This is a genomic window from Parahaliea aestuarii (assembly GCF_008064635.1).
GTDB classification, from domain to species: Bacteria; Pseudomonadota; Gammaproteobacteria; order Pseudomonadales; family Halieaceae; genus Parahaliea; species Parahaliea aestuarii.
In genome coordinates this window covers 54,941-77,836 of the sequence record NZ_VRYZ01000008.1, presented here as the reverse complement: position 1 = coordinate 77,836, position 22,896 = coordinate 54,941, and the positions used below count along the sequence as shown (strand labels likewise).

Genomic DNA, 22,896 nt, shown 5'->3' with positions numbered 1-22,896 from the left:
GCGGTTATTGGGTGCAGATATCTGGTGATAGGGCGATGCCGACGGATGCGATGGTCGAGTCAGGGCCCTTTTTCAGCCTTGTGGTCCCGACCCGCGACCGGATCGACGTGCTCTTTCGTGCGCTGGCTTCGGTGGATGCGCAGACCTTTCGCGATTTCGAAGTGGTGGTGGTGGACGACGGCTCCGAGGCGGAATGCGCCACGTCCTGCAGGGAAGGTATCGCCGCCCTGGATTGTAGCGTTGACTATCTTCATCTCGGCCGCCACAAACGTGGCCGCGGCCCCGCCTATGTCCGCAATGTGGGAGCCTGGCATGCACGCGGCCGCTACCTTGCCTTTCTCGACGACGATGATGAGTGGCTTGACGCGGCCTATCTCGAGAAGGCGCATGCCGCGCTGACGGCAGCAGGCAGCGTGGATGTCCTGTTTGCCAACCAGGTTGCCGTTGACGCAGTCAGTGGCCGGGAAGCGCCACTGTGGCTGCACCGTCTGGCGCCGCGCTTACAGCGCTCCGGAAGACAGATGCAGCAGGGTTGTTATCCGCTGACGCTGGAAGACCTTGCCGGATACCAGGGCTTTTGCCACCTGAATACCACTATCTGCCAGCGTCAGTTTTTCAACGACATTGGCGGCTTCGACGAGTACCAGCGTTACGAAGAGGATTTCGAGTTCTATCTGCGGGCCGTGGATGCCGCCAGCCATATGCTGCTGCTGCCGGATACGGTATCGCGCCACTACACTGCCGCGGGAGAGAACCGCGACAGTGTATCCAGTCTACTGCATCGTACGGAACGACTGGCCAGCCGGCGCCAGCTGTTGAGTAAATCGATGCTTGGTCTGCACTCCGCCGCGCTGCGCAGGCAGTGCCGGCGCCAGCTCTCGCAGGTGAACCGTGAACTGGCCCGGGTGATGACGGAGCAGGGAGATTTGGGCAGGGCCTTTGGTTTTGCCGCAGAAGCGACAGCAAACGGGGCCTCCCTGCGCTGGCAGATTTATACCGCATGGCTTGGTTGTCGGGCGATGCTCAATCGATTTACAACGCGCTGACACCGGTTAAACGGCGTGCTCAGCAATTACCAATGTCCAACAGAGGAGCCATGCGTATGGACACCCTGGCACTGACAAGAAGTATCCTGAAAACCAACCTGCAGCTGGATGAGGCCGCGCATTTCGATCGCGATGTGGCCCTGCTGGGCGCCCTGCCGGAGTTCAATTCCCTGACGATTACCTCAATCCTGGCCACCATCGAAGACGAGACAGGGTGCGAAATTCACGACGATGAGATTTCCGCCGATATTTTCGAAAGCGTGGGGACACTGGTGGACTTTATCGACGAAAAGCTGGCCTGAACATGCCGACTGAACTTCACAGCGCGTTTGTCAGATCCAGTCAGGTATGACGGATACCGTGACACGTGAACAACTGGATGCCCGCTACCTGGGGCGCCCCGGCGCGCGGGTTTTCTCCCTTTCTTTCCAGCCCCGGGACGCCGCCCGGGGTCAGGTGCTTTACCTTCCCCCGTTCGCCGAGGAAATGAATCGTTGCCGGGCGCTCGCGTCTGCCCAGGCGAGGCAGTTTGCGATGGCCGGCTATGGCTGCACGCTGATGGACTATTGCGGCACCGGTGACAGCGAAGGGCAGTTTGAAGACGTTACGCTGGAAGACTGGCTGGGCAATATTGATGAGGTGGTAGAAGACATTCACCAACGCCATGGGCAGGCGCCGGTACTGTGGGGCATTCGCAGCGGCTGTTTGCTGGCGGGCCTCTATGCCTCCTCTGCAAGTCACCCGATTCCAGGCCTGCTACTGCTACAACCCGTAGCATCCGGTAAGCGTTTTGTGCGGCAGCTGGTGCGCCAGCGTATTGCCGCCGGCGTTGAGCGCGGCTCCGGTCAGATCAGTTCTGACGAGATCCATCGCCTGTGGGAGGATGGGCAATCGCTGGAAATCGGTGGCTACAGCCCGTCGGGCGCGCTGATGCTGGCGCTGGAGCAACTGGAGCTGACCGCATTCAAACTCCCGGACCTGCCACTGCTGTGGCTGGAACATGTCAATGAGGGACAGGTGGAGCCGGGTCTGGCGACGGCACAGGCACTGGCGGCCCTCAGGGCAGCCGGAGTCCGGCCTGAGCTGCATTGTTTCAGCGGCCCCGCGATCTGGCAATTGAATGAACGGGCCGCAACGCCGGAGTTGCTGCAGTTGCTGAAGGAACTGTATCCGCTTTGACCAGTGTCACCAGAGAACCACTGTTGTTCGAATGCGAAGGAGACACGCTGGTCGGGGTTGTTCATCGCCCCGGGCGGATGCAAGCGGTCGGCCTGGTCACTGTGGTGGCAGGCGGACCGCAGTACCGCGCCGGTGTCGGGCGCGGACTGGTTGAGATGGGAGACCAGTTGGCGGCCCAGGGGTTTCCGGTACTGCGCTTCGATTACCGGGGCATGGGAGATAGCGGCGGGGAGTTCCGTGGTTTTGAGCAGATTGGTGCCGACCTGGCCTGCGCGGTAGCAGCATTCCGCAAGGCCCTGCCCGAGATCGAGCGCATCGTGCTGTGGGGTGGCTGTGACGCTGCTTCCGGCATTCTGATTCACGCTCATGCACTGCAGGGGATTGCCGCCATCGCTGTGGGTAATCCCTGGGTTTCCAGCAGCGAAACCCAGGCCGTCGTCATTCGCCGCCACTACTTGCAGCGGCTGGTGCAAAAATCTTTCTGGTTAAAACTGCTGCGCCTGGAATACGACCTGGCAGGTTATGCGGCCGATGCCGGTCGGGCGCTTCGTCGCCGATTGGTGTCGCGTGTGAAACATGATGCAGACACCGGCCCAGGGGGTACTGTAGCCCCGGCGCGCGGTGTGCCCTTTATCGAGCGGATGCGCCGGGGGCTGGAGGCTTTCGACGGACCTGTCCTGCTGCTGATGAGCGGGCGCAGCCTGGTCAGTCGTGAGTTTGATGCACTGATCCAGCAAAACCCGGGCTGGCGCAGCGTGGCGGAGAGAAAAGTTACCCAGCGCGAGGAACTCCCGGACGCTGACCAGGCATTTTCAAGCCAATCGGCTCGTAAAAAAGTTACGCTGCTGTTGGCCGCCTGGCTCAACGGAATCGTAGCCGCCGGCGAGTAGAGGGCGCGCGGTCACTAGCCGGGTTCGACGCGCTCCAGCGATTCCAGGCTGTAGCCCAGCGCCCGTGCACGCGGTTCCAGTGCCTTTGGCAGGCGCCGGGGGACAGGCTTCCAGAACTTGCGACGATCGCTCTGCCATTGTTCGAAGTAGCGCGCATTGACGTCCTGTTGCACCGGACGATCCAGCGGGATGGACGGCAAACCGAGAAAGTCGAGCATTTCATCCAGCAGCTTCTGAGGTGCCAGCACGAAATCTTCATAGTGTATCAACAGTGACTGCCGCAGGGCCGGGCGGTCACGCAGAAACTGCTCGTAGGCGGTCAGGGTGTGGTCAATGATCGACAAAATCGATGTGTGGCTCCATTTCTGGGTGGCGTAGGCAACGGCAACCGGGTGGCGCAGGATGACGATGAAGCGGGTGTTCGGGAAGAGGGCCTGCAGGAAGCGTGTGCGCACGATATTCGGTGGTGATTTTTCAATCAGTACCGGACACCTCAGGTCCCAGTACTGGCTCCACTGCGAGAACAGCGTCTGGGCATTCTCGCGGGTGGTCAGCGGGTGTTCTTCGGTCATATGCGAGTCCGGCGAGAAGGCAAACCGGCCGGGGCCGCCAAAGACCTCGCCCCTGGGATAGACCGATTGCAGGAACTGGCCCTCGTCTTCCATATAGGCCGGCGTATCCTTGAAACCACTGATTTCTGGATGCGCCCGCAGCAGTTCGTGTACCAGTGAGGTACCACTGCGGTGGACGCCGGCGATGAAAGCGAACTCATGGTGTGCGAAGAGGGTTGTCGACATAGGAGAACGATTCGCTGGGTTACCGGTTGCTCTGCCGGCCGGATTCCGGATCGGCGCTACCTGCTCTTTGCAGAAAATCGGCGATCCGTTCACTGGTCTGTTGCAGGTAGGGTGAATGATTGAAAAATCCGTGGCCAACGGCGCTCCAGGTGACCACCTCCAGTGGTGCAATCGAACTACTGGTGTCAGCGCACTGAAGCTCAAGGTAGCGCTGATAAAGCGGGTCCTGGTCCCCGAACAACAGCAGACGGGGCATCTCCAGTTGACAGAGCGCCCGCCCGGGCGAAAGTTGTACTCTGACAGCGGGTGATAGCTGCTCGATCAGGGCCATTTCTTCGGGAGAAAAGCCATCATCCGGGTGTGCTGCAACGAGATCCAGAACCGGATTGTAAAGTATCAGCGCACTCGGCGGTGACGCCAGCCTGGTACCGCAGCCGCTTGCCAGGCACGCGGCGAGATGACCGCCAGAGGATCCGCCGGCCAGGACGACCTGCCGGGGATCGATATTCAGCATCTCGCTGCGGGATTGCAACCAGTCCCAGGCATCGCGAGCGTCCTCCAGTGAATCCAGGGGTGTACTGCCGTGGCGGTTGGCAACGCGGTAGTCGACCAGCACGCTCAGCCAGCCCTGCTGCGCGAAATATTGCGCCTGCGGAAGGAACTGCTCCCGCTGACCGGTGATCCAGCCGCCGCCGAACAGGAACAGGATCGCACCGCGCTCCGGCGAAGGGCGATCCGGGCGCAGGATGTCGAGACGCAGCGCGCCGGCCGGGGTGGTTTTATAGACGTACTGGTCGAGGTCTGGATGTGCCTTGAGGTAGTCGATGAGCAGGGCGATGCCGATGCCGCACAGCGTCAATAGTCCGAGTAGAAGCCCGTATCTAGCCATCACTGGCACTCTCTTTGGCGGCGCCAGCAGCCAGGGCGCGCAGATTGCTGACGGCACTGGTGATCATCCGGAATGCCTCGCGGTAGGCGTCTTCCGAGCGGTTGTAAGGGTCGGGGATCTCACTGGCGAGCCAGCACGGCCCCTGCAAGCCACCGAGCAACAGGACGCTCGCCCGGGGGAAACGCTGCCTGACGGTGGAGATCTGCTCAGCTTCCATGACCAGAATAAGATCCGCCCATGCAGCCAGTTCATCGTCCAGCACACGGGAGCGCAGAGTGGTCATATCAAGCCCTTTCTCAGCGGCCAGTGCCACGGTACGCGGATCCGCTTCCCTGCCTGGTTCAGTATGAAAGCCGGCCGACAGGAACTCGACAGTGCTGTGGTCCTGCCGTACTCCATGACGTGCAGCGACTTCCGCGAGGGCGCTGCGATTGATATTGCCATAGCACACAAACAGGATGCGGCGCGCCTGGCCTGCACGTCGGGATGCGATCGACCAGCGACTACCGAAGCGGTACAGAGTCCGCTTTACGCCAGCGGCAACGGCGCCGCCCGCACGCTGGCCATAACGCACCGCGATACGGGTCAGATCCACCAGGCCCGGCAGGGGATCGGACCAGGACTGGGCGTCAAAATGGTGTCCGGGAAGAAGCATGGAGAGGGTTTCGCGAATTGCGCGCCAGCGCGAGGGAATAGCCACCAGGCGAGTGTCGGCCTGGCGGCGGAACACCGCCTCACACCAGTGTAGTTCGGCGGACAGTTTGTGGCAGCGGATACCCCGACGATAGGCGGGCAGATCTGGCAATGGAAGGTCGCGCTGCATATGCCACAACAGGCGGGGAAAGTCGGCACCCGCCGCCAGGGCCAGGGGCAGCGAACCCCAGAAGCGACCATTGATCTCAACCAGGATATAGCGCCCGGTGCTCGCCTGGACCTTGAATTCGACCATCGCCACGCCGCTCCAGTCCAGAGCAGACAGCAGTCGCCTGCTTGCCGCCAGCAGTTCCGGGTTGACGTCCTCGCTCTGCCTCAGGCTGCTTCCGCCGCCGCTCAGTGGAACCTCGTGGAGTCGCCGGTGCTGGAAGGCGTAGAGAATTTCCCCGCACATGGCCAGCACTTCGACGCCGATACCATCCCCGCTGAAGTATTCCTGCAGAATCAGGTCGGTGGTGGGCAGCATCGCCGCGGCGCTGCGCTGTAGCGCTTCAGGGGTGTGTGCATAGCGCACACTGAATTGCCGGCGAGTGCTGCCGTCGGAAATGGAGCGCGCGGGTTTGATGACCAGCGGGTAGGGCAATTCACCGGACAGAGCATGCAACTGTCCCGCATTGCTGAGTGACCAGCTCTTAGGTTGCGGCACCTTGCAGCGAGTGGCCAGCTCGGCGGTCCGGGCTTTGTCCAGGACCTGCTCCAGTGCGCTGTCGTTGGCCATGGCAAACAGCGACCTGTCCGCGTGGCCGGCAAAATGTCGGGATAGCGGGACCAGGCTGCGTTCAGTGACCGGAATCACAAGCGCGAGTTGCTTGATGTCCCTGAGTTGCCGCTGGACCCAGTCGAGAAAGGCGGCTGTTTCCGACATGGGATCGGGGTAGCGCAGATGTTTTGCGGCAAAGCGTGAGTAACCGCCGATGGCATTGGCGTGACTGGAAGCGGCAATGACCCTGACGCCGGAGCGGCCCAGTGAGCGGATAATGCCCAGTGCCGGCAGCGTGTCCGCGTCCAGCACCAGTGCGGTATCCACAGCTTCAGTTCGGGTGTGCATAACGCTGGTAGGACCCTGGGAGATGGAAGCCACGCTCTTCCAGCAGGCAGCGGAAGGCTTGCTGCATTGCCTGCCGCTCGCTCAGGGCCAGCGGCGCACGCCGTTTCTGGTGAGCGCGCTCGTGGCGGCGCACATTGATCATGGATTCGAGCCGGGTATCTTCGAGGTTTATGTCGAGCGACGAGAACAGATCCCCGACCGCCTGCAGGGAACTGAAATCTTCGGTGTGGAAAGTGACCATGGGGATGCCCGGCCACTGCTCGCGCCAGTGCTGGATGCGCGCCTCGACCTCGAACCAGTACCACAGTCCCTTGAAATAGGGGTGGGAATACTCGGGGTGACGCTCCAGCGCATCGGCCAGAGAGATCAGATTGGAAGGCGCGCGATAGTCCAGCCACCAGCGGTTGCCTGCCACCGTCCCGGGCTCATCTTCCAGCTGGTAAATGGAGTGGGCAACGCCGTCCGGATTTCTCACCAGATGAATGACCCGGGTGCGCTGCCTGAAATCACCCGCGGCCTGCTCGGCAAAGGACTTGATAAAAAGATGGTTGGCCTCCAGGTAGCTGCGGGCGCCGACGGCGCTGCGGCGGATATTTACGGCTTTGCGTGTGTTGTAGAAGCGCGTGACTCTTGCCTTATCACCGTAACTGGCGCTGTGCAGTATTTCGCCGTGCATGGCGGGATAGGGTTCATGCAGGGCAACGCAATCGGGCACCTGGGCGAACAGGTCAACCAGGGTCAGTGTGCCGCTGCGGCCGGTGGTTGCGACGAATATCCATTGTTCAACATGGCGTGTGCGCCAGTCGTACCAGTAGCGCGCAAGCTTTGCGACCGGTGGGGAATACTTTAACGCAGAAATCATCGCCCCCCACTCCGGAAAGAGCGCAAGCCGGGAAGCTTGGACATCATGGCGTAGATTTCCTCACTGAAGGGATGTTTGCTGATCAATAAGCCGGCGAGCCAGCCGACGGCGGTGGCTGCACAGATTAGCAACATCGAAAGCACCAGGCCGAGCTGACTGTCCAGCAGGTACTGGCCGACAATCACCGCCGGTAGCATTGCGCCGACCAGGCAGGGCAGTGCGTGAAGCGCGGATTTTGCAATGGATGTCATGCCGACACCGAGGGTCAGGCGCAGATAATACAGGGATACCACAAGCTTGACCGCGTGAAAGCCTACCAGTGCAAAACAGACGGCGAGCAGGCTGTACTGGCAGGCGACAGCGACCAGCGCCAACTTGATCAGGTTGGCGCTGGCGCGAATCTTGAGGGTTATTTCCGGCTTGCCAAAGGCAACAAAAAGATTATCGCTGAACAGAATGGGAGGCAGCAGGAGGCCGCCCAGGCAGAGCACTTTCACCAGCGCAACCGCTTCGCCCCACTGGTCACCGTAGAGCAACAGGATGATTTCGGCGGTATAGACATAGAGGAAGGCAAAGAAGGGCCAGGCAAACACAATGGCATAGTGAAGGGATTTCAGATAGCCGCGTGCGAGCGCTTCAGTATCATGGTTGTCGCGCGAGAACAGGGGCAGAATCACGCTGCTGACACTGCCGGTAAACAGCCTTCCAAACAGGGAGAATGTGCCATAGGCTCGCGAGAAGAAGCCGAGTGCGGAAAGCCCCATAAAGCGCGCCACCATAGCATCGGTCCCGCTGATGGACAGGCGATGGATGATATTGCCAACACCAATGATGGATCCGAACTTCAGAATCGGGCCGGCGCCACGCAAGCCCAGGCGGAAGGTAAGCCGCGGATCGCGAAACCAGAGAGAGCCGAGAACCATGCACAGGCTCTCTGCAATGGCGCCATAGGCAAGACAGAAGTAGCGCGCTCCCTGTAGGGCTGTCACCACGGACACGACCACACCGACCAGCGATGCGATGACTGCAATGCTGGAGGTGATGTGAAAGCGCAGTGCTTTGCGTAGCAGGGCCAGGGTGATTGAGCCGAACGGGATGATAAGGAAATTGATCGACAGCAGCTTCAATAGCGGCGATATGCCGGGCTCACCGAAAAAGCGCGCAACAGCGCCACTGATGAGGGCCAGCACCGCGCCAAGTAGCCACGAAAGGATGATGGTCAGGGTAAATGCGCTGGCGATTTTGTCGCGGTCGAGATCGCGTTCCTGGATGAGGTACTGGTTCAGTCCGAAGTCGCGGAACAGCTGGGCCAGTGCTACCACAGAGAAGCCGGCGGTGTAGATGCCGATGTCTTCCGGCGTCAGTAGCCGGGCCAGAATCATAGTAGAGCCGAAGTAAACCAGCAGGCTGACATAGCGCGCCGCGATACTGAATGCGATGGACTTTCGCGTTGTGAACTGCATGTTTTCAGCCGGTGAGGTTATCGGGACGGGTTTGCGGGTGGCAGTAGTGTCGTCAGGGATGAGGGCTATTCACTCACTGCGCTACCCGTTGTAGCGTCCCGCCACTGGCCGGCTTTCTGCAACTGTTCCCGGAGTCCGGTCAGTGGGAAACCGGCATTATAGACCTGATTGGCGTATTCCCTGGCAGCAGCGTAGTTTCCCTGCCGGGCCAGTAGCAGCCCCAGGTTGTACTTGATCTGCATATTGACCGGATCGAGTTGTTCCGCCTTCTGGTACATCTGCATCGCTTCGTCGGTCTTTCCCAAACGCTGCAGGTAGATACCGAACAGCATATGTGCAACCGGGTCTTCGGGGCTGAAGTTGAGGGCTCTCTGCAGATAGCATTCCGGTGTGCTGCCCTTGCGCTGGCCGAGCTGCACATTGCCCATCAGGTAAACGCGGATGATGGAATACAGTGCGCGGTGGTGGTTGGGCCATGCGCGCAGGGTGTAGTCGATATTGGGCACTACCTGCTCTCCGGCAAGCAATTGCTCCATCTCCGGAGTGAAGTGGTGTCTTTCGACAATACTCAGCTTCTTGGGAATAGCATTGCGTTGCAGGTAGTCGTAGGGGCCGAAGTTCATCCACTCGCCGCGGCAGGGTGTCCCCCTGAACGATGTGCCTACCCAGGGCGCCGCGTTCCCCGCAGCCACAGCCTGCAGTGCAGCCGCCGAGACCAGGAGGCCGCCGAGGCAAAGTGTGGCGAGCAGTCTCATGGTCGCGTGCAGATCCTCTCAGGTAAGTGGTGGGCTTTCGCCCGGTATTGCAGACGTTTGGACGCCTAGGAGCATTCAACACCATCTGGCTGCGATTGCAAGTGACGCACCTCTCAATACCGCTAACTGCCGGGCGGCGGGGGGTTAGGTCTGCTCGCGCGGAGGGCCCAGAGATATCAGGTTCGCGAACAGGAAGCAGTAGAACACCAGGGCTACCCGGGGTGACTGCAGGGGGGAATCAGCCAGGCCGAGAAGGGCAATGCCGGCTACCGCGGCGGCAAATGCAGGTGCCAGTGACGTCGCGGAATGCGTCCGGCTGGCACGGTACAGGGAAAGACCCATCAGCCACAGCAGGGTGACTATCGACAGTGCGCCCACTTCGTAGAAAAGATCGCGATAGAGCGAACTACCGACGCTTTCCCTGCCTGGGAAATGATGGATCCAGAGATCGAAGGCCTCGGTAAACGAACTGTTTCTCAGCAGGTTAAGGTCGTCCCTGATAAGGGCGACCGAGTCGATTTCAACGCTGCTACCGTCGCTGTCGTTGCGCAGCAAAAACAGGTTGGGCCGCTTGCCATCAGGCAAGGCCCGCAGGATGTCCGCGGCCTCCAGTTCCACCGAGTGGCGGGCCAGCTGTCCCTCGCGTTGCTCCAGCGGCAGTGCTGTTACATGACAGTTCTCCGGCTCGCTCTCAGGAACCCGGGGAAGGCCTTTGCACAGCAGGAAGGTCAGTGTCGCGGCAGCGTCAATACGGGAACTGACCGCCAATGTGTACAGCCCGTCGTCTTTTAGCCTGACAGGTTGGCCAAGCAGGCTGCGGAAACGCAGATCCGGGTTGGGGTGCAGCTGCAGCAGGCTTTTGCCGCCCCGGTCGGAAATCTCAATGGCGGAATATTGCGCATTGTCACGCCGCTGGCTGGAGCCGGCACCGTGACCAAGCAGCAGGGTTGGCACCGTCAGTTCCCGCGACTCGGGATTGGTGCGCTGCACAGGTGGGACGCCGGGCTTGCCGAGATTGAGAATATCCACCACCAGCAGCAACAAGATGACGGGCACAAGCAACGCGCACTGCGCGCAGCGCCTTCGCAGGGGCGCGCCGAGGGCCTCCAGTCCGAGGTAGCACAGCACCGTTGCCGCAGAGACGGCCAGAGCAATGGTGTGGCTGCTCACAAACAGTGCAAGGCAGCAGGTCAGCACCAGACCGCAGGCCGGGATCAGCAGGTGCCGGTTGTGGATGCCGCTGTACAGCAGCATGGGTATCAACAGCAGTATCAGGGCGCCGCTGTTGCCAGCGTAGTGACCGAGGTATGCGCTGGCAGCATACAGCGGTGGCAACGCTGCGGCAGGCGCTGAAAGGCCGGCGAAAAAGTCGATGCCAGTGAGCATTAGCAGGACCATCACCGCGCAGGCACAACCGGTGGTAAGGTCCCTCGTCGTTGCCGCTTTGTGTCGCGACATGGCATAGCCATAGGCGGGCATGAGTAGTAGCGCCCAGAGCATGCCCTTGACGGCCATATAGGCGTTGGCGGGGTCGTTCCAGGGAAGGCTTTTCAGGGCGCCGGGCGGTGAGATAAAACTGTGCCAGGCGGTATAGCCGGCCAGACTGAGTACCAGTAGTACCTCGATACCGACAACAGCTCGGGACGGGCGCAGAACCTGAATATGATAGCGATTGAAGCAGAGTGAGCCGGCTATCGTAGTCAGCACCGCGAGGTCGAGCAGGGTGTAGAACTCACGGCCGGTATAGCTGGCGAAATCGGGCAGCACCACCGCGAGTGGAATGACGTAGAGCCACAGCCGCGGGATCAGGAACAGCAGGCCGAGGTAAACGAGCCCCAGCACCGCGCCCCATGCACCGATCAGCGGGAAGTCCAGAAAGGGAGCCAAAGCCAGCGACAGCAGTGCCCAGGCGGCGATAAGCCGGGTGACAACAGCCGGCGTCAGATGCAGTGCCGAGCGCCTTTTCCAGCGCTTCAACGCCTGCGGTGAGATGGTGGCCTGCCCCGCTACGGGGGGAACCGGCCCTTTTCCTCCTGGCTCTGCATCCATATTCAGCGACTGCGTCACAAATTGGTAAGCCTGCGGCTACAATCTCTTAGCAGGGTCCCAGCTAGCATATACAATTTTTCACAATGCCCCAACAGGATGACCCCGAATCGGGAACTGAACCGTCGATGCCCTCTCAGTTACATCAGGTACATCATCTTGTGCAGCGCGGAGCTGAGCAGTTCGGCTCCAGCACTGCGCTGTACTACCGCGATGATTCGCTGGACTACCAGGCGTTGTGGGATAACTGCGAGTCCTTCGCGCGGGGTCTGCTGGCGGCGGGGTTGCCGGCGGGAGGGCGGGTAGCCTGCTTCCTGCCGAAGCAGCCGGAGGCGGTGGTGTCGATATTCGGGGCCTCGGTCGCTGGCGGTGTGTTCGTTCCCGTCAATCCCCTGCTGAAACCGCGCCAGGTTGCGCATATTCTCTCTGACTGCGATGTGCGGGTGCTGGTGACCACCTCCCGGCGTTTGCAAAGTTTGCAGGACGTGCTTCTCCAATGCCCTGATTTGCAGACGGTGGTAACCGTTGATGCACCACTTGCACAGGCCGGGAAGCCGGATGTCGTGGGGTGGACAGATTTCCTTGCACCGGTAAACCCCGGGGCAACAGCGCCGGGCCGCATTGACGCAGATATGGCAGCCATCCTCTACACCTCCGGCAGCACCGGCAATCCGAAGGGTGTGGTGCTCTCGCATCGCAATTTGCTGGCCGGGGCGGAAAGCGTCGCCAGCTATCTGGAAAACACCGCGGAAGACCGGGTACTGGCGCTGTTGCCTCTCAGCTTCGATGCGGGCCTCAGCCAGCTCACCACCATGTTTCTCTGCGGCGGCAGTGCGGTGTTGATGGATTACCTGCTGCCCGGGGATGTGCTGCGAGCACTGGAGCGTTTCGAGATCACCGGGCTGGGTGCGGTGCCGCCCATCTGGAACCAGCTGGCCGGGCTCGACTGGCCGCCCGCGGTCGTGAAGCGGCTGCGTTACATCACCAATACCGGCGGCGCCATGCCGACAACCACTACGCGCAACCTGGTGACCAGATTGCCGCAAACGCGCATCTTCCTGATGTATGGGCTGACCGAGGCATTTCGCTCAACCTATCTGCCTCCGGAGCAGGTTGCGCTGCGTCCCGATTCAATCGGCAGGGCCATTCCCAATGCCGAGATACTGGTCGTCGACAGCGAGGGCAGGGAATGTGGCCCCGATGAACCCGGGGAACTGGTACACCGGGGCGCCCTGGTGGCAATGGGCTACTGGAATGCACCGGAGCTGACCGCCCAGCGCTTTCGCCCGGCGCCCGGGCGCCCGGGTGAACTGTCAACGCCGGAACTGGCGGTATGGTCGGGCGACCGTGTGCGGCGGGACAGCGAGGGATACCTTTACTTCCTCAGTCGTGAAGACGAAATGATCAAAACCTCGGGCTACCGCGTCAGTCCTACCGAAGTGGAGGAAGTGGTCTACGGCGCCGCCCCCATCGCCCAGGCGGCGGCTGTCGGTTTGCAGCACCCGGTACTCGGACAGGCCATCCTGGTGCTGGTCAGCGCCGGGCCAGAGCAGGGGGCCGAGGAACTCCAGCAGGCGGTGCTGCTACACTGTCGCCGGGAGCTCCCCAGCTTTATGGTGCCCCAGGCGGTGATCGTGCTCGCTCAACTGCCGCTCGGCCCCAATGGCAAGCTGGACAGAAAGTCGTTGGCGACTGAGTACAGCCGGTATTTCCAGGAGTGAACATGGTTGCAAGGACGGCACCGGTACACGCGCCGATAACGCAGTTTTCCACCCGTGACAATCAGCTTGTCATCGGCCCTTACACGGCGACCGAACTGGCCGCCCGGGTCGGCATGACCCCCTTCTACGCCTACGACAGCGGTTTGATTCGCCAACGGGTGGCGGCTCTGCGCGACATCATGCCGCCGGCACTGCACATACATTATGCGGTGAAGGCCAATCCCATGCCGGCTGTAATCCAGTTGCTGGAGGAACTGGTGGACGGCCTCGATGTGGCCTCCGCCGGTGAAATCAGGCTCGCGCTGGACAGTGGCGTCGAGCCGGCGCTGGTCAGTTTCGCGGGGCCCGGCAAGTCGGATAGCGAACTGGCAGCGGCGGTGAGCGCAGGCGTTGTCGTGAACCTGGAGTCCGAGGGCGAAATGCGCCGGCTGGCGGCGCAGGGAGAGCGACTGGGCATTACACCCCGGGTGGCAGTGCGGGTGAATCCCGCCTTCGAACTGAAGACTTCCGGTATGAAAATGGGCGGTGGCCCAAAACCCTTCGGCGTCGACGAAGAACGTGTGCCACAAATGCTCAGTGAACTGTCTGCACTCGGACTTTCTTTCCAGGGGTTCCATATCTTCGCCGGGTCCCAGAATCTTAAGGCCGAGGCGATTATCGAAGCCCAGAACCTCAGTCTGGAGCTGGCGACCCGGCTTGCCGAGGGCCTGCCTGTCGCGCCTTCCTGGGTGAATATCGGCGGCGGGCTGGGCATCCCCTATTTTCCGGGGGAACGGCCCCTAGACCTCGATCCTATAGCCGCCAATCTCGAGCGGCTTTGCGAGGCAGCCCGGCGCCAGCTGCAGGGTGCGCACCTGGTCATGGAGCTGGGGCGTTACCTGGTCGCCGAGGCCGGGGTCTATATCGCCGAGGTCGTAGACCGCAAACATTCGCGCGGCGATACCTACCTGATCACCAATGGCGGCCTCCACCACCACCTGGCGGCCTCCGGTAATTTCGGCCAGGTGATTCGCAAGAATTACCCGGTGTGTATCGGGAACCGGATAGATTTCCCCGAGCAGGAACAGGTGAATATAGTCGGTCCGCTGTGTACGCCACTGGATATTCTTGCTGACAAGGTCACCCTGCCACGGGCCGATGTCGGTGATCTTGTGGTGGTGTTTCAGTCCGGCGCCTACGGCTACAGTGCGAGCCCTCATGGTTTCCTGAGCCACCCCCCTCCGGGACAGGTACTGGTATGAACATCGTCCAGGCGATCAGGCCCACCGGCCGGGAATCAGCATGCGCACCATAAGATTGTTCAATCACCATGTGCACACCGTCTATTACCTGCTGGCAATGATCGAGGGCCTGTTATTTTTCGGCGCCTTCTACTTCGGTGCGCAGTTGTATTTCCTGCAGGAGCAGGAACCGATGGGGGAGCACATTACCTCGATCCTGCCGCGTGCGCTGGTGTTCGCCGTTGTCAGCATGGCATCGATGGTGGCGGTCGGGTTGTACAAGCCGCAACTGCGGGAGCGCTCGAGCGGTGTGCTGCTGCGCCTGATGAGTGCCTTCGTGCTCACTATCCTGGGCATGTCACTGGTGTTCTACCTGTTGCCCAACCTTCACCTGTGGCGGGGTGTCTTCGCCCAGTCACTGCTGGTCGCCTTTGTCTTCTGCCTGTTCAGCCGGGCCATCTTCTCCCGCCTGGTCGACATTGAACAGCTGAAATCCCGTGTTCTGGTGCTCGGCACAGGCTGGCGTGCCAATACCGCGCTGGGGTGGCTGCGCCGTGACAGCGATCGCCGCAGTTTTCGCTTCGTCGGCTTTGTTCGCAGCAACGGCGAACCAGTCCAGGTGGAAGGGCAAAACGTCGTTGAGTCTCCCCCCTCGCTGCAGGAGCTGGTGACGACGATGGATGTGGATCAGATTGTTGTCGCCCTGGATGATCGCCGCAAGGCGCTTCCCATTGATGAGCTGGCGCAATGCCGCCTCTCTGGTATTGAAGTACTGGATGTGGCCACCTTCTTCGAGCGCGAGGCGGGGAAAATCATGCTCGATTTCGTCAGCCCCAGCTGGCTGGTGTTTTCCGACGGCTTCAAGCACAGCACCTGGCGTCAGATCAGCAAACGGCTATTTGATATCGGCGCCAGCCTGATGTTGTTGATGATTGTGTGGCCGATCATGATGCTGACGCTGCTTGCCATCTGGATTGAGGATGGCTTCGGTACGCCGGCTATCTACCGCCAGCAGAGGGTGGGCCTGCACGGCAAGGTATTCGACCTGCTGAAGCTGCGCAGTATGCGGGTTGACGCAGAAGGAGACGGCAAGGCCCGGTGGGCTGACAAGAACGATTGCCGAATCACGCGCGTTGGCGCGATCATTCGCAGGCTGCGTATCGACGAGCTGCCACAGATACTCAACATCCTCCGGGGCGACATGTCGCTGGTTGGGCCGCGGCCAGAGCGCCCGACATTCGTGGAAGAATTGCAGCGCAATATCCCTTTCTATTCGGCCCGTCACCAGGTCAAGCCGGGCATCGCCGGCTGGGCGCAATTGCACTATCCCTACGGCGCCAGCGAGGAAGATGCGCGCCAGAAGTTGCAGTACGAGCTGTATTACGTCAAGAACCATAACGTCTTCCTGGACTTTATGATCATCCTCAGTACTACCGAAGTTGTCCTCTTTGGCGAGGGTGTGCGCTGAATCATTAGTGCTTGTCAGTTTTTCTGACACTCGAAGTTCCTCTGCGCCACGACTCCCTGTCCACCGGTGGCCAAACCCCGGAAAAACGTGCGTAATTTCAAGTTGGTTTGAATATTGCTTATGATGGTGGACGCCAGCTGGTCCGGGTCGCTTGCCCTGATTGGACAGCCTGGCGTAATTTCAGGTCGGCGAATAAGAAGAATCACAGGGGGGGAGTGACGCATGGAGATTACGTTCGACATATTTGCGGTATTGCTGCTAATGGCCCTGGGGGTGGCCGTGTTTGTATTTACCACGTCGGCGCGAACCTATGTGTCGGAGCCGCACTGCAACGCGGCAGCGCGGCGGCCGCGTCGCAATCCACGATTTTTTGTGACGCGGGCTGAATCAGAGCGAAGATGTGAGCAACATCACAGTTTTCCCTGTGAAATCAACGGTCTGTGGGTCGCAAAAGACCGTCGCTCGGGGCGGGAGCGGCGCCGCATCGACAGTTAAAGTGCCGGCCGGCCTCTTTCTTTGCGAGCTGGCCCACAATTTTGCCATCCGGACACTGCAATCTCCGGGGATTTGACTATGCTTCAAGCCCCCAACTGGCAATCATTGGAAGATGCAGGGACGGATGTAATGAGATCACTGGGCGAACTGTTGCCGACTATCGGCAGTGGCACAAAGGAATCATCACGCAAAGGCTACGGCCGATTGCTACTGGTAGCGATCCTGCTACTCACCATATACCTGCTGGTGCTCTGGGCACCCCTGGAAGGCTCCGGCGGCATAGGCTTGATGGAGCTGGGCGTGTTGGCGCTGTGGTGCCTCGGCGGCCTGCTGACACTGGGTTTCCTGGCGCTGGCCGGGCGCAAGTCCTCCTGAATTCTGTCTATTCCGGTGGGGCCGGGTGCCCATTACGGCTCCCAGCCCAATACATCGTCCAGAACGGACCAGCGTCGCGGTCGCTGTTCGGCGCCGCCACCGAGGATCCAGTACTTGTAGTGCTGCTGGATCAGGCCGGAATGCTCGGCGAATACAATCCATTCATTGACCATGTGGCGCAGGCCGCTGTCGCCAATGGCCAGGCCAAAGGCAGAGGGCAGTCGCACCGGGTCGGGCTGCGGCACGACAACGGTGAACTCCGGGTGTAGCAGGCTCCAGGCGGAGGCATGTTCGACCGGCATCAGGAAAGCATCGACTTCCGGCGCCTGGCCCTCGAAGTAGGTACCCCAGAACTCCAGCACCTGAAACTCGACATCGGCGCCGCCGAAATAGTATTCCATGCTGCTGCGTATCTGGCTGGAGTCCAGGGGGATGCCAATCACTAGGCCGCTGCTGTTGCGCAGGTCCCGCACGCTGTGGAAATCGTGGCGGCGGTGGTCGCGGGTGGCCAGGCCCATGGTGCCGGTAAAGTAGGGAGCACTGAGCTGGAGGCGACTGAACCAGTAGGGGCGATACCAGATGCCCGGCATGATATCGATCACTCCCTGCTCCAGCATGTGCGGTACTTCGGGCCAGGTAATCGGTACAAACTCCGCCGTCAGGTCCATCGCCTCGGCAAAGTCCTCTGCCAGTTCCACGTCGAAGCCAACCAGTTCATCGCGGCGGTTGAAGAAACTCATGGGCAGGTTGTCGGGGGTATAACCGATGCGGATGCTACCGCGCTCGCGCAGGTAGTCCAGGCGCGTACTGGCGGCGGGGGCGGGGTCCGCTGGTGGACGCACCCGGTGCACCACGGTCTCAGGGTGCAGCCTGGAGAGGTGCATGTTCTGCAGCGCTTCATCCATGTGGTAGCTGGTGTCCACCATGGCGCGCAGGGTCAGAGCCGTCATTGCCACAGCCAGTGCGGTGCCACCGACAATGCAGGCCGCTGCGCGCAGTATGCGCCGCCTGTCCAGTACCAGAAAGCCGCCCATGGCGGCCGCCGCCAGCAGGGCGAACACAATCAGGTTGACTGCCGTCACCAGGGAATCAAATTTTCCAGTGAGGATAGTGGTGGGGATGTAGAGCTGGAACAGGTCCTGGGGCAGGCTGAACAGGTCGATCAGGAAGGGCAGGGCCATCTGGGCCTTGGCAAAATAGCTGGGGATGCCTGCTGCCAGCAGGGTGGGGAAGTCGCTGAACGGCAGGGGTGAACCACTAAGCCAGGCGGCGAAAGGTATGAATAGCAGGGTCAGCAGCTTGCCAGCGTTGGGGAAATTGAACATCACCGGAATCATTACTTCCGCTGCCGAGTCGGTGTTCTCATCCAGCAGGCCGTGGCGCTCGAACAGGTGCTTGCAACGATCGATCAGAATCGGCAGCACGATGAAGGCGCTGTTGGCGATAAAGGCGGTGAGCAGCGCTTCGCGCGCCACGCCGATCACCTCGCGGTAACTGAAGGGCGTTACCGCCGTCACCAGCAGGGGCAGGACGAGGAAGGCCAACACCAGGGCCGCCACCGCGAAGACCACGAAGTAGAATTCCAGTTGCAGCCATGACTCCAGGGTAATGGTGCCCGCCAGTACAGCGCTGAGGGCGGCCACGCCGATCGGGGTGAGGCCGATAACGAAATGGGTGACCCGGACAATGGCTGCGTTCCAGATGCGCATTGGCGCCAGCAGTTTGTCTTTATCCGGCAGTGTCATCAGGCCGATACCGACCAGGCAACTGAACACCACGATGGCCGGAACCACGTTGCTGGACAGTGAGGCGAAAGGGTTGTCGGTAAAGTAGATGTCGGTAAAAGAGAAAGGCTCCCGCTGTTCGATCAGGGCCTCGCTGTAGAACGACGCGGTAACGAACTCGGGAAAGGCCAGCGGGAACAGTACCAGTACCAGGGCGGTAAGCAGCCAGGTCACCAGCAGGATACTGCCTCCACGCAGGGCCAGGCGTTTGGCCTCGCCAACCTCCAGTTGGCCGAAAGCGATCACCAGTGAGGTGATGAGGTAGGGCAGCACGGTCATCTGCATCAGGCGGATATAGATATCGCCAACGGGTTGCAGGGCGGTAGCCCGCTCGCCGAGCAATATACCGAGCAGTATGCCGAGGGCGAGCCCCAGCAGAATACGCGCGGACAACCCGAGTTGTCGCCATCGCCTGATTAACGTCCTCATGAGCCCCCGGCTGCCTTTGCGGCTTTTTTCTGATCGGCGCATCCCGTCCACCAACCGCAGCTTTCTATGGTACCTTCGACCCCAATAAATCGCAGCAAGAGACACGCAATTGATTGCCACGGTGAATGGACGGTCGATGCAGGGGCTGCGCGCAATTCTGTTGTGCGTTGGCCTGTCCGCCTGCTCGGCGCTGCCCGCCCGCCACGAGCTGCAGGAGACGCTACCTTTGCCCGCCGCCCGGATTGCGCAGGATGATCGCAGCGCTTTTGCTGCTGTTTTCTGTTCGCTGGCTGCGGCGGGCGGGGTGGGCGCGGGGCTGCCGGACTGCGCCCAGTGGCTGTAGCTGGATGCGGACACGGTCCTTCATTCCGCAGCACTGCTGCCGCCCCTGCGACCAGACCTGCGGGTGTTCGTGGTGGGCGGTGCGTTTTCCGGCTGTTTTGGCGAGGCCTCCCTGGCCTATTACCGGGGCATCGACGCACTGCAGCAACAGGGCCTGCCGGTTGTCAGTATCGCCATTGAGAGTCGTTCGGGGGATCGGCGCAATGCCCGGCTGATCGCCACTGCGCTCGACGCACAACCGCCCCGCCCGGGTCAGCAGACTGTGTTGTTGGGCTACTCCAAAGGCGCTGTGGATATCCTGCGTTTTCTGGCCGATTACCCTCAACTGGCCGCAGAGGTGGATGCGGTGGTCAGCGTGGCGGGGCCGGTCAATGGCAGTGCAGTGGCCGCCAAGGGCGCCTGGGCCTACGACACTTTTCTCAGCAGTGCCCTGGCCGGGCGCTGCGACCCGGGGGACGGCAAGGTGGTGGACAGCCTGCTGCCCGTGACTCGCCGCCAGTGGCTGGCCGAGAACCCTCTGCCACCACATATCCGCTATTTCACCCTGCTGGGCTTCACGACCAGTGAGCACCTGGCGCGGGGGCTGCGCCCAAGCTGGCGCCTGCTGGCACGCGACAACCGGCACAACGACGGCCAGGTGTTGCCTGAAGAAGCGATGCTGCCGGGCTCGACTTTGCTGGCCTATCTCGACAGCGATCACTGGGGGCTGGCCATCGATATCGAACAAGAGCTGGCATTTTTTGCCGCCAGGGCCGATTCCCGGCCCTTTCCCCGGGCGCTGCTGTTCGAAACGATTGTGCGCTACGTTGGCGCAGAACTGACACCGGACGGAGCGGCGCCGTGAGCTGGCCAGCCCGAATGCTTGCTCTGGTTTTTTATGCCAGCCAGTTTTGCGTGCTGGCGGCATGCAGCAACTATCAGCCCGGCAACCAGGTTCCGGTCAGGAACGATATCCGCACTCAAAGCCAGCACCAGCTTACCGTATCGACGACGCTGCTCACCGATGCCCAGGCGCAGTCACTCTACGGCGTGGATCTCGCCGAAGTCGGTTTACAGGCCATCTGGCTTCGTATTGATAATCGCAGTGACCACAGCCATTGGCTGTTGGTGGCGGCGCTGGACCCCAGTTACTTTGCGCCGGGGGAAGCCGCGGCACTATTCCAGCCGCGTTTTTTTGGCGCTGACGACGAGCGTATTACCCGCCAGTTCCACCAACTGGCCATGCCACTGAAGAGTACTGCCGGCGCTGTTACCGAAGGCTATGTGCTGGCGCCGCGCCAGGAGGGCGGGCGCTACCTGGGAGTGACTCTGGTCGGCGAGCAACACGCGGTACATTTCGATTTCTCCGTCACCCTGCCCGACGGCAACTTTGACTTCGAGCGCCTGAAGCCGGAGCAGATCTACATTGGCCAGGAACGGCCCGATCTCGACCGTGAGCAGTTGCGTGAGCGCTTGCGGGCGCTACCCTGTTGCGCCGAGGACGAGGAGGGCGCTGCCATTGGCGATCCGCTTAACCTGGTGCTGCTGGGGAATGCCGCAGAGGTGCTGTCCGGGCTATCCCGTGGTGGTTGGTCATTCACTCATCGCATCGATACCGATACGGTGCAGCGCCTGATCGGTGCGGCGATATCTGGCGCCGCCTATCCGGTGGCGCCGGTGTCGCCGCTGTACCTGTTCGGCCGCCCCCAGGACATCGCCGTACAGCGGGCGCGTAACACCATACTGCAGCGCAATCACATCCGGCTGTGGCTGGCGCCGTTTCGCTTTGAAGGGCGCTCGGTGTGGCTGGGCCAGGTGAGCCGTGTTGTCAGTATCAAACCCACCACCCGCAGTCGCAATCTGGTGACCCACGTCATCGATGCCAATGTCGACGAGTCGCGGGAGCACCTGCTGCAAAGCCTGATGGTGGCCGGCGTGGTGAAGCGTTTCGCTTTTGTGCAGGGCGTGGGCGTATCCAGCAGTGAGGCGCCGGCCTCCAACCTCACTGACGATGCCTATTACACCGATGGTCTGCGCCTGGTGGCGGAGATATCGGGTCGCGAGTCCACGCCACTGGAAGCGATTGAGTTTATCGGCTGGCAGGACAGCCCCGATCCGATGCGCAACACAGACTGGCCCCGCTGTCTGCCGACCGCCGTCCAGCCCTGCCCCGGTCTGCTGCCCCCGGGGGTGAGTGACCAGGAAGTCGCGGCGGATGAAGCTGCTGCGGTACCCGTTTCAGTGCAGGGGGAGGCGTCACGCCGGGGGCAGTGACACCTCCATCACGGGCAGGCTGTCGGGCATGCCGCCGATGGTGACCGCGCAGCGCGAAAATGTATTGAACAGCAGCAGGGCCAGAGACAGGTGGGCGATTTCCGCCGGGCTGAAAGCTGCAGCCAGTTCTGCCTGCAGGTCGGACGACAGGTTGTCGGGGCCCTCCAGGTAGGCATCGGCAAAGGCCACGGCCAGCCGCTCCTGTTCGCTCAGTTGCTCGCGTCCCTCCTCGCTGGCCATCCACCCGATTTTCTCTTCGGTCAGGCCGTCGTCTCTGGCGATGTCGTAGCGGGCGTTGCGGCAGAATACACAGTTCACACGCTGGGCATTGCGCAGGCGCACCATCTCCAGCAGGGCGGGGCCAAGTGGCCCCTCGAGCCAGACGGCACGCGACAGGGGAATGTAGGCCTCCAGAATTTCTGGCACCAGGGCGAGGGCGGAATCGCGCACCGGGTCGCCGCTCTGGGTGCCCGGGCCGTGGGCGCGGGGCTGGCTAGTCATGTAGGAGGCCCTCCGGTTGCAGTTGCCACAACAGGCTGAGGCGGGTGAGTCCGAAGAACAGGCCCATGGCCTCGGCGAGGGCGACAAAGCCGGCTTCACCAAAGTGCGCCTTGACCGCGTCGGCCTGGGCGTCGCTGATGGCTGCCGGGTCGGCGGTGTAGACTTCGCACAGGTCGAGACAGGCCCGTTCCGCCGCGCTGAAGGCCGGGCTGCGGTGCCAGTCCTTCAGTTGGTCGCGCTGTTCCTGCGGCAGGGCAAAGGACTTGCGCTGCCACTCCACCTCACAGCGGTGCATCTGGGCAATGCGCAGCCGGCAAAGTTCCAGAATGGCGGCGGGCATGGCCTGCTGGGACCACAGGCTGGCGTAGAGGGCATCGAAGCCCCGCTGGAAATCCGGCACGGTCGACAGGACGCCATCCCGGGACGTCGCGGGGCTGAACCAGGTCATGGTGGCTCCTTGTTATGGTTGCTCAAAGCCATTGAAGTGCCTGGGGCGGACCGGGGCAAGTGGGCCGGTCGGCGCCGTCCACGCTGGTTCAGGGAGTCAGCCTGAAGCGCACCAGAAGAGTGCGTTCGCGCTGGGCTGGGGCCGCGGGCGGCGTTAGAATGCAGCGGCTTT

General features: G+C 61.6%; 21 protein-coding genes. 11 read left to right on the top strand and 10 right to left on the bottom strand.

Going from position 1 to position 22,896, the window contains the following annotated elements; translation table 11 throughout:
- The first annotated feature begins 35 nt into the window (after nucleotides 1–35).
- Genes FVW59_RS16605 through FVW59_RS16590 form a run of 4 tightly spaced genes read left to right on the top strand, consistent with a single transcriptional unit; the run spans nucleotide 36 to nucleotide 3,115 of the window.
- Nucleotides 36–1,046, top strand: coding sequence for a glycosyltransferase family 2 protein (locus tag FVW59_RS16605; protein ID WP_148065495.1), 1,011 nt, complete (start codon nucleotides 36–38; stop codon nucleotides 1,044–1,046).
- Between the two features lie 32 nt (nucleotides 1,047–1,078).
- On the top strand, nucleotides 1,079–1,348 hold the full coding sequence (locus FVW59_RS16600) for an acyl carrier protein (protein ID WP_148065494.1): 270 nt from the start codon (nucleotides 1,079–1,081) through the stop codon (nucleotides 1,346–1,348).
- A 58-nt stretch (nucleotides 1,349–1,406) separates the two neighbouring features.
- Nucleotides 1,407–2,225, top strand: a complete 819-nt coding sequence (locus FVW59_RS16595) for a serine aminopeptidase domain-containing protein (RefSeq protein ID WP_187275943.1) — start codon at nucleotides 1,407–1,409, stop codon at nucleotides 2,223–2,225.
- Nucleotides 2,226–2,248: 23 nt separating this feature from the next.
- The gene (locus FVW59_RS16590; protein ID WP_187275942.1) at nucleotides 2,249–3,115 is read left to right on the top strand and encodes a hydrolase 1, exosortase A system-associated; all 867 of its coding nucleotides are present in this window, start codon (nucleotides 2,249–2,251) and stop codon (nucleotides 3,113–3,115) included.
- Between the two features lie 14 nt (nucleotides 3,116–3,129).
- Here the strand turns inward: FVW59_RS16590 and FVW59_RS16585 are convergent, their stop codons facing one another.
- From FVW59_RS16585 to FVW59_RS16555, 7 genes are all read right to left on the bottom strand, one after another.
- The gene (locus FVW59_RS16585) at nucleotides 3,130–3,912 is read right to left on the bottom strand and encodes a sulfotransferase family protein (protein WP_148065491.1); all 783 of its coding nucleotides are present in this window, start codon (nucleotides 3,910–3,912) and stop codon (nucleotides 3,130–3,132) included.
- 19 nt (nucleotides 3,913–3,931) lie between these two features.
- Nucleotides 3,932–4,801: an alpha/beta hydrolase gene (locus tag FVW59_RS16580; protein WP_148065490.1), complete on the bottom strand. Its 870-nt coding sequence runs from the start codon at nucleotides 4,799–4,801 to the stop codon at nucleotides 3,932–3,934.
- The gene (locus tag FVW59_RS16575) at nucleotides 4,794–6,563 is read right to left on the bottom strand and encodes an arsenate reductase/protein-tyrosine-phosphatase family protein (protein ID WP_148065489.1); all 1,770 of its coding nucleotides are present in this window, start codon (nucleotides 6,561–6,563) and stop codon (nucleotides 4,794–4,796) included. Before FVW59_RS16575 ends, FVW59_RS16580 begins: the two co-directional genes overlap by 8 nt.
- Nucleotides 6,547–7,425, bottom strand: coding sequence for a sulfotransferase domain-containing protein (locus FVW59_RS16570; protein ID WP_148065488.1), 879 nt, complete (start codon nucleotides 7,423–7,425; stop codon nucleotides 6,547–6,549). The genes FVW59_RS16575 and FVW59_RS16570 overlap by 17 nt, the downstream gene beginning before the upstream one ends.
- Complete coding sequence (locus tag FVW59_RS16565) at nucleotides 7,422–8,888, bottom strand: lipopolysaccharide biosynthesis protein (RefSeq protein ID WP_148065487.1); 1,467 nt, start codon at nucleotides 8,886–8,888, stop codon at nucleotides 7,422–7,424. The genes FVW59_RS16570 and FVW59_RS16565 overlap by 4 nt, the downstream gene beginning before the upstream one ends.
- Before the next feature lie 65 nt (nucleotides 8,889–8,953).
- Nucleotides 8,954–9,643 (bottom strand): tetratricopeptide repeat protein, encoded by a 690-nt coding sequence (locus FVW59_RS16560; RefSeq protein ID WP_148065486.1) that lies wholly within the window; start codon nucleotides 9,641–9,643, stop codon nucleotides 8,954–8,956.
- A 144-nt stretch (nucleotides 9,644–9,787) separates the two neighbouring features.
- Nucleotides 9,788–11,710 (bottom strand): hypothetical protein, encoded by a 1,923-nt coding sequence (locus FVW59_RS16555; protein WP_148065485.1) that lies wholly within the window; start codon nucleotides 11,708–11,710, stop codon nucleotides 9,788–9,790.
- Nucleotides 11,711–11,850: 140 nt separating this feature from the next.
- On the opposite strand from FVW59_RS16555, the gene FVW59_RS16550 reads away from it, so the two are divergent.
- From FVW59_RS16550 to FVW59_RS16535, 4 genes are all read left to right on the top strand, one after another.
- On the top strand, nucleotides 11,851–13,410 hold the full coding sequence (locus FVW59_RS16550) for an acyl-CoA ligase (AMP-forming), exosortase A system-associated (RefSeq protein ID WP_222711549.1): 1,560 nt from the start codon (nucleotides 11,851–11,853) through the stop codon (nucleotides 13,408–13,410).
- Between the two features lie 2 nt (nucleotides 13,411–13,412).
- Nucleotides 13,413–14,651 carry a pyridoxal-dependent decarboxylase, exosortase A system-associated gene (locus tag FVW59_RS16545; RefSeq protein WP_148065483.1) on the top strand — a complete coding sequence of 413 codons (1,239 nt, stop codon included), beginning with the start codon at nucleotides 13,413–13,415 and terminating at the stop codon, nucleotides 14,649–14,651.
- 40 nt (nucleotides 14,652–14,691) lie between these two features.
- Entirely contained in the window at nucleotides 14,692–16,098 is a 1,407-nt protein-coding gene (locus tag FVW59_RS16540; protein WP_148065482.1) for a TIGR03013 family XrtA/PEP-CTERM system glycosyltransferase, read from the top strand.
- Nucleotides 16,099–16,722: 624 nt separating this feature from the next.
- Complete coding sequence (locus FVW59_RS16535; protein WP_148065481.1) at nucleotides 16,723–16,968, top strand: hypothetical protein; 246 nt, start codon at nucleotides 16,723–16,725, stop codon at nucleotides 16,966–16,968.
- A gap of 32 nt (nucleotides 16,969–17,000) precedes the next feature.
- Here FVW59_RS16535 and FVW59_RS16530 read toward each other — a convergent pair whose 3' ends face one another.
- A complete protein-coding gene (locus tag FVW59_RS16530; protein WP_187275941.1) occupies nucleotides 17,001–19,145 on the bottom strand; it encodes a cation:dicarboxylate symporter family transporter in 2,145 nt (714 codons plus the stop codon).
- 145 nt (nucleotides 19,146–19,290) lie between these two features.
- On the opposite strand from FVW59_RS16530, the gene FVW59_RS16525 reads away from it, so the two are divergent.
- From FVW59_RS16525 to FVW59_RS16515, 3 genes are all read left to right on the top strand, one after another.
- A complete protein-coding gene (locus tag FVW59_RS16525) occupies nucleotides 19,291–19,524 on the top strand; it encodes a hypothetical protein (RefSeq protein ID WP_148065479.1) in 234 nt (77 codons plus the stop codon).
- Between the two features lie 72 nt (nucleotides 19,525–19,596).
- Nucleotides 19,597–20,367 (top strand): lipase family protein, encoded by a 771-nt coding sequence (locus FVW59_RS16520; RefSeq protein ID WP_148065478.1) that lies wholly within the window; start codon nucleotides 19,597–19,599, stop codon nucleotides 20,365–20,367.
- Nucleotides 20,364–21,776 carry an LssY C-terminal domain-containing protein gene (locus FVW59_RS16515; protein WP_187275940.1) on the top strand — a complete coding sequence of 471 codons (1,413 nt, stop codon included), beginning with the start codon at nucleotides 20,364–20,366 and terminating at the stop codon, nucleotides 21,774–21,776. The genes FVW59_RS16520 and FVW59_RS16515 overlap by 4 nt, the downstream gene beginning before the upstream one ends.
- On the opposite strand, the gene FVW59_RS16510 is transcribed toward FVW59_RS16515, so the two are convergent.
- Together FVW59_RS16510 and FVW59_RS16505 are read right to left on the bottom strand one after the other, a co-directional pair.
- Nucleotides 21,759–22,277: a carboxymuconolactone decarboxylase family protein gene (locus FVW59_RS16510; RefSeq protein WP_148065476.1), complete on the bottom strand. Its 519-nt coding sequence runs from the start codon at nucleotides 22,275–22,277 to the stop codon at nucleotides 21,759–21,761. The two genes, FVW59_RS16515 and FVW59_RS16510, sit on opposite strands and share 18 nt — an antisense overlap.
- Entirely contained in the window at nucleotides 22,270–22,725 is a 456-nt protein-coding gene (locus tag FVW59_RS16505) for a carboxymuconolactone decarboxylase family protein (protein WP_148065475.1), read from the bottom strand. The genes FVW59_RS16510 and FVW59_RS16505 overlap by 8 nt, the downstream gene beginning before the upstream one ends.
- Nucleotides 22,726–22,896 lie beyond the last annotated feature (171 nt).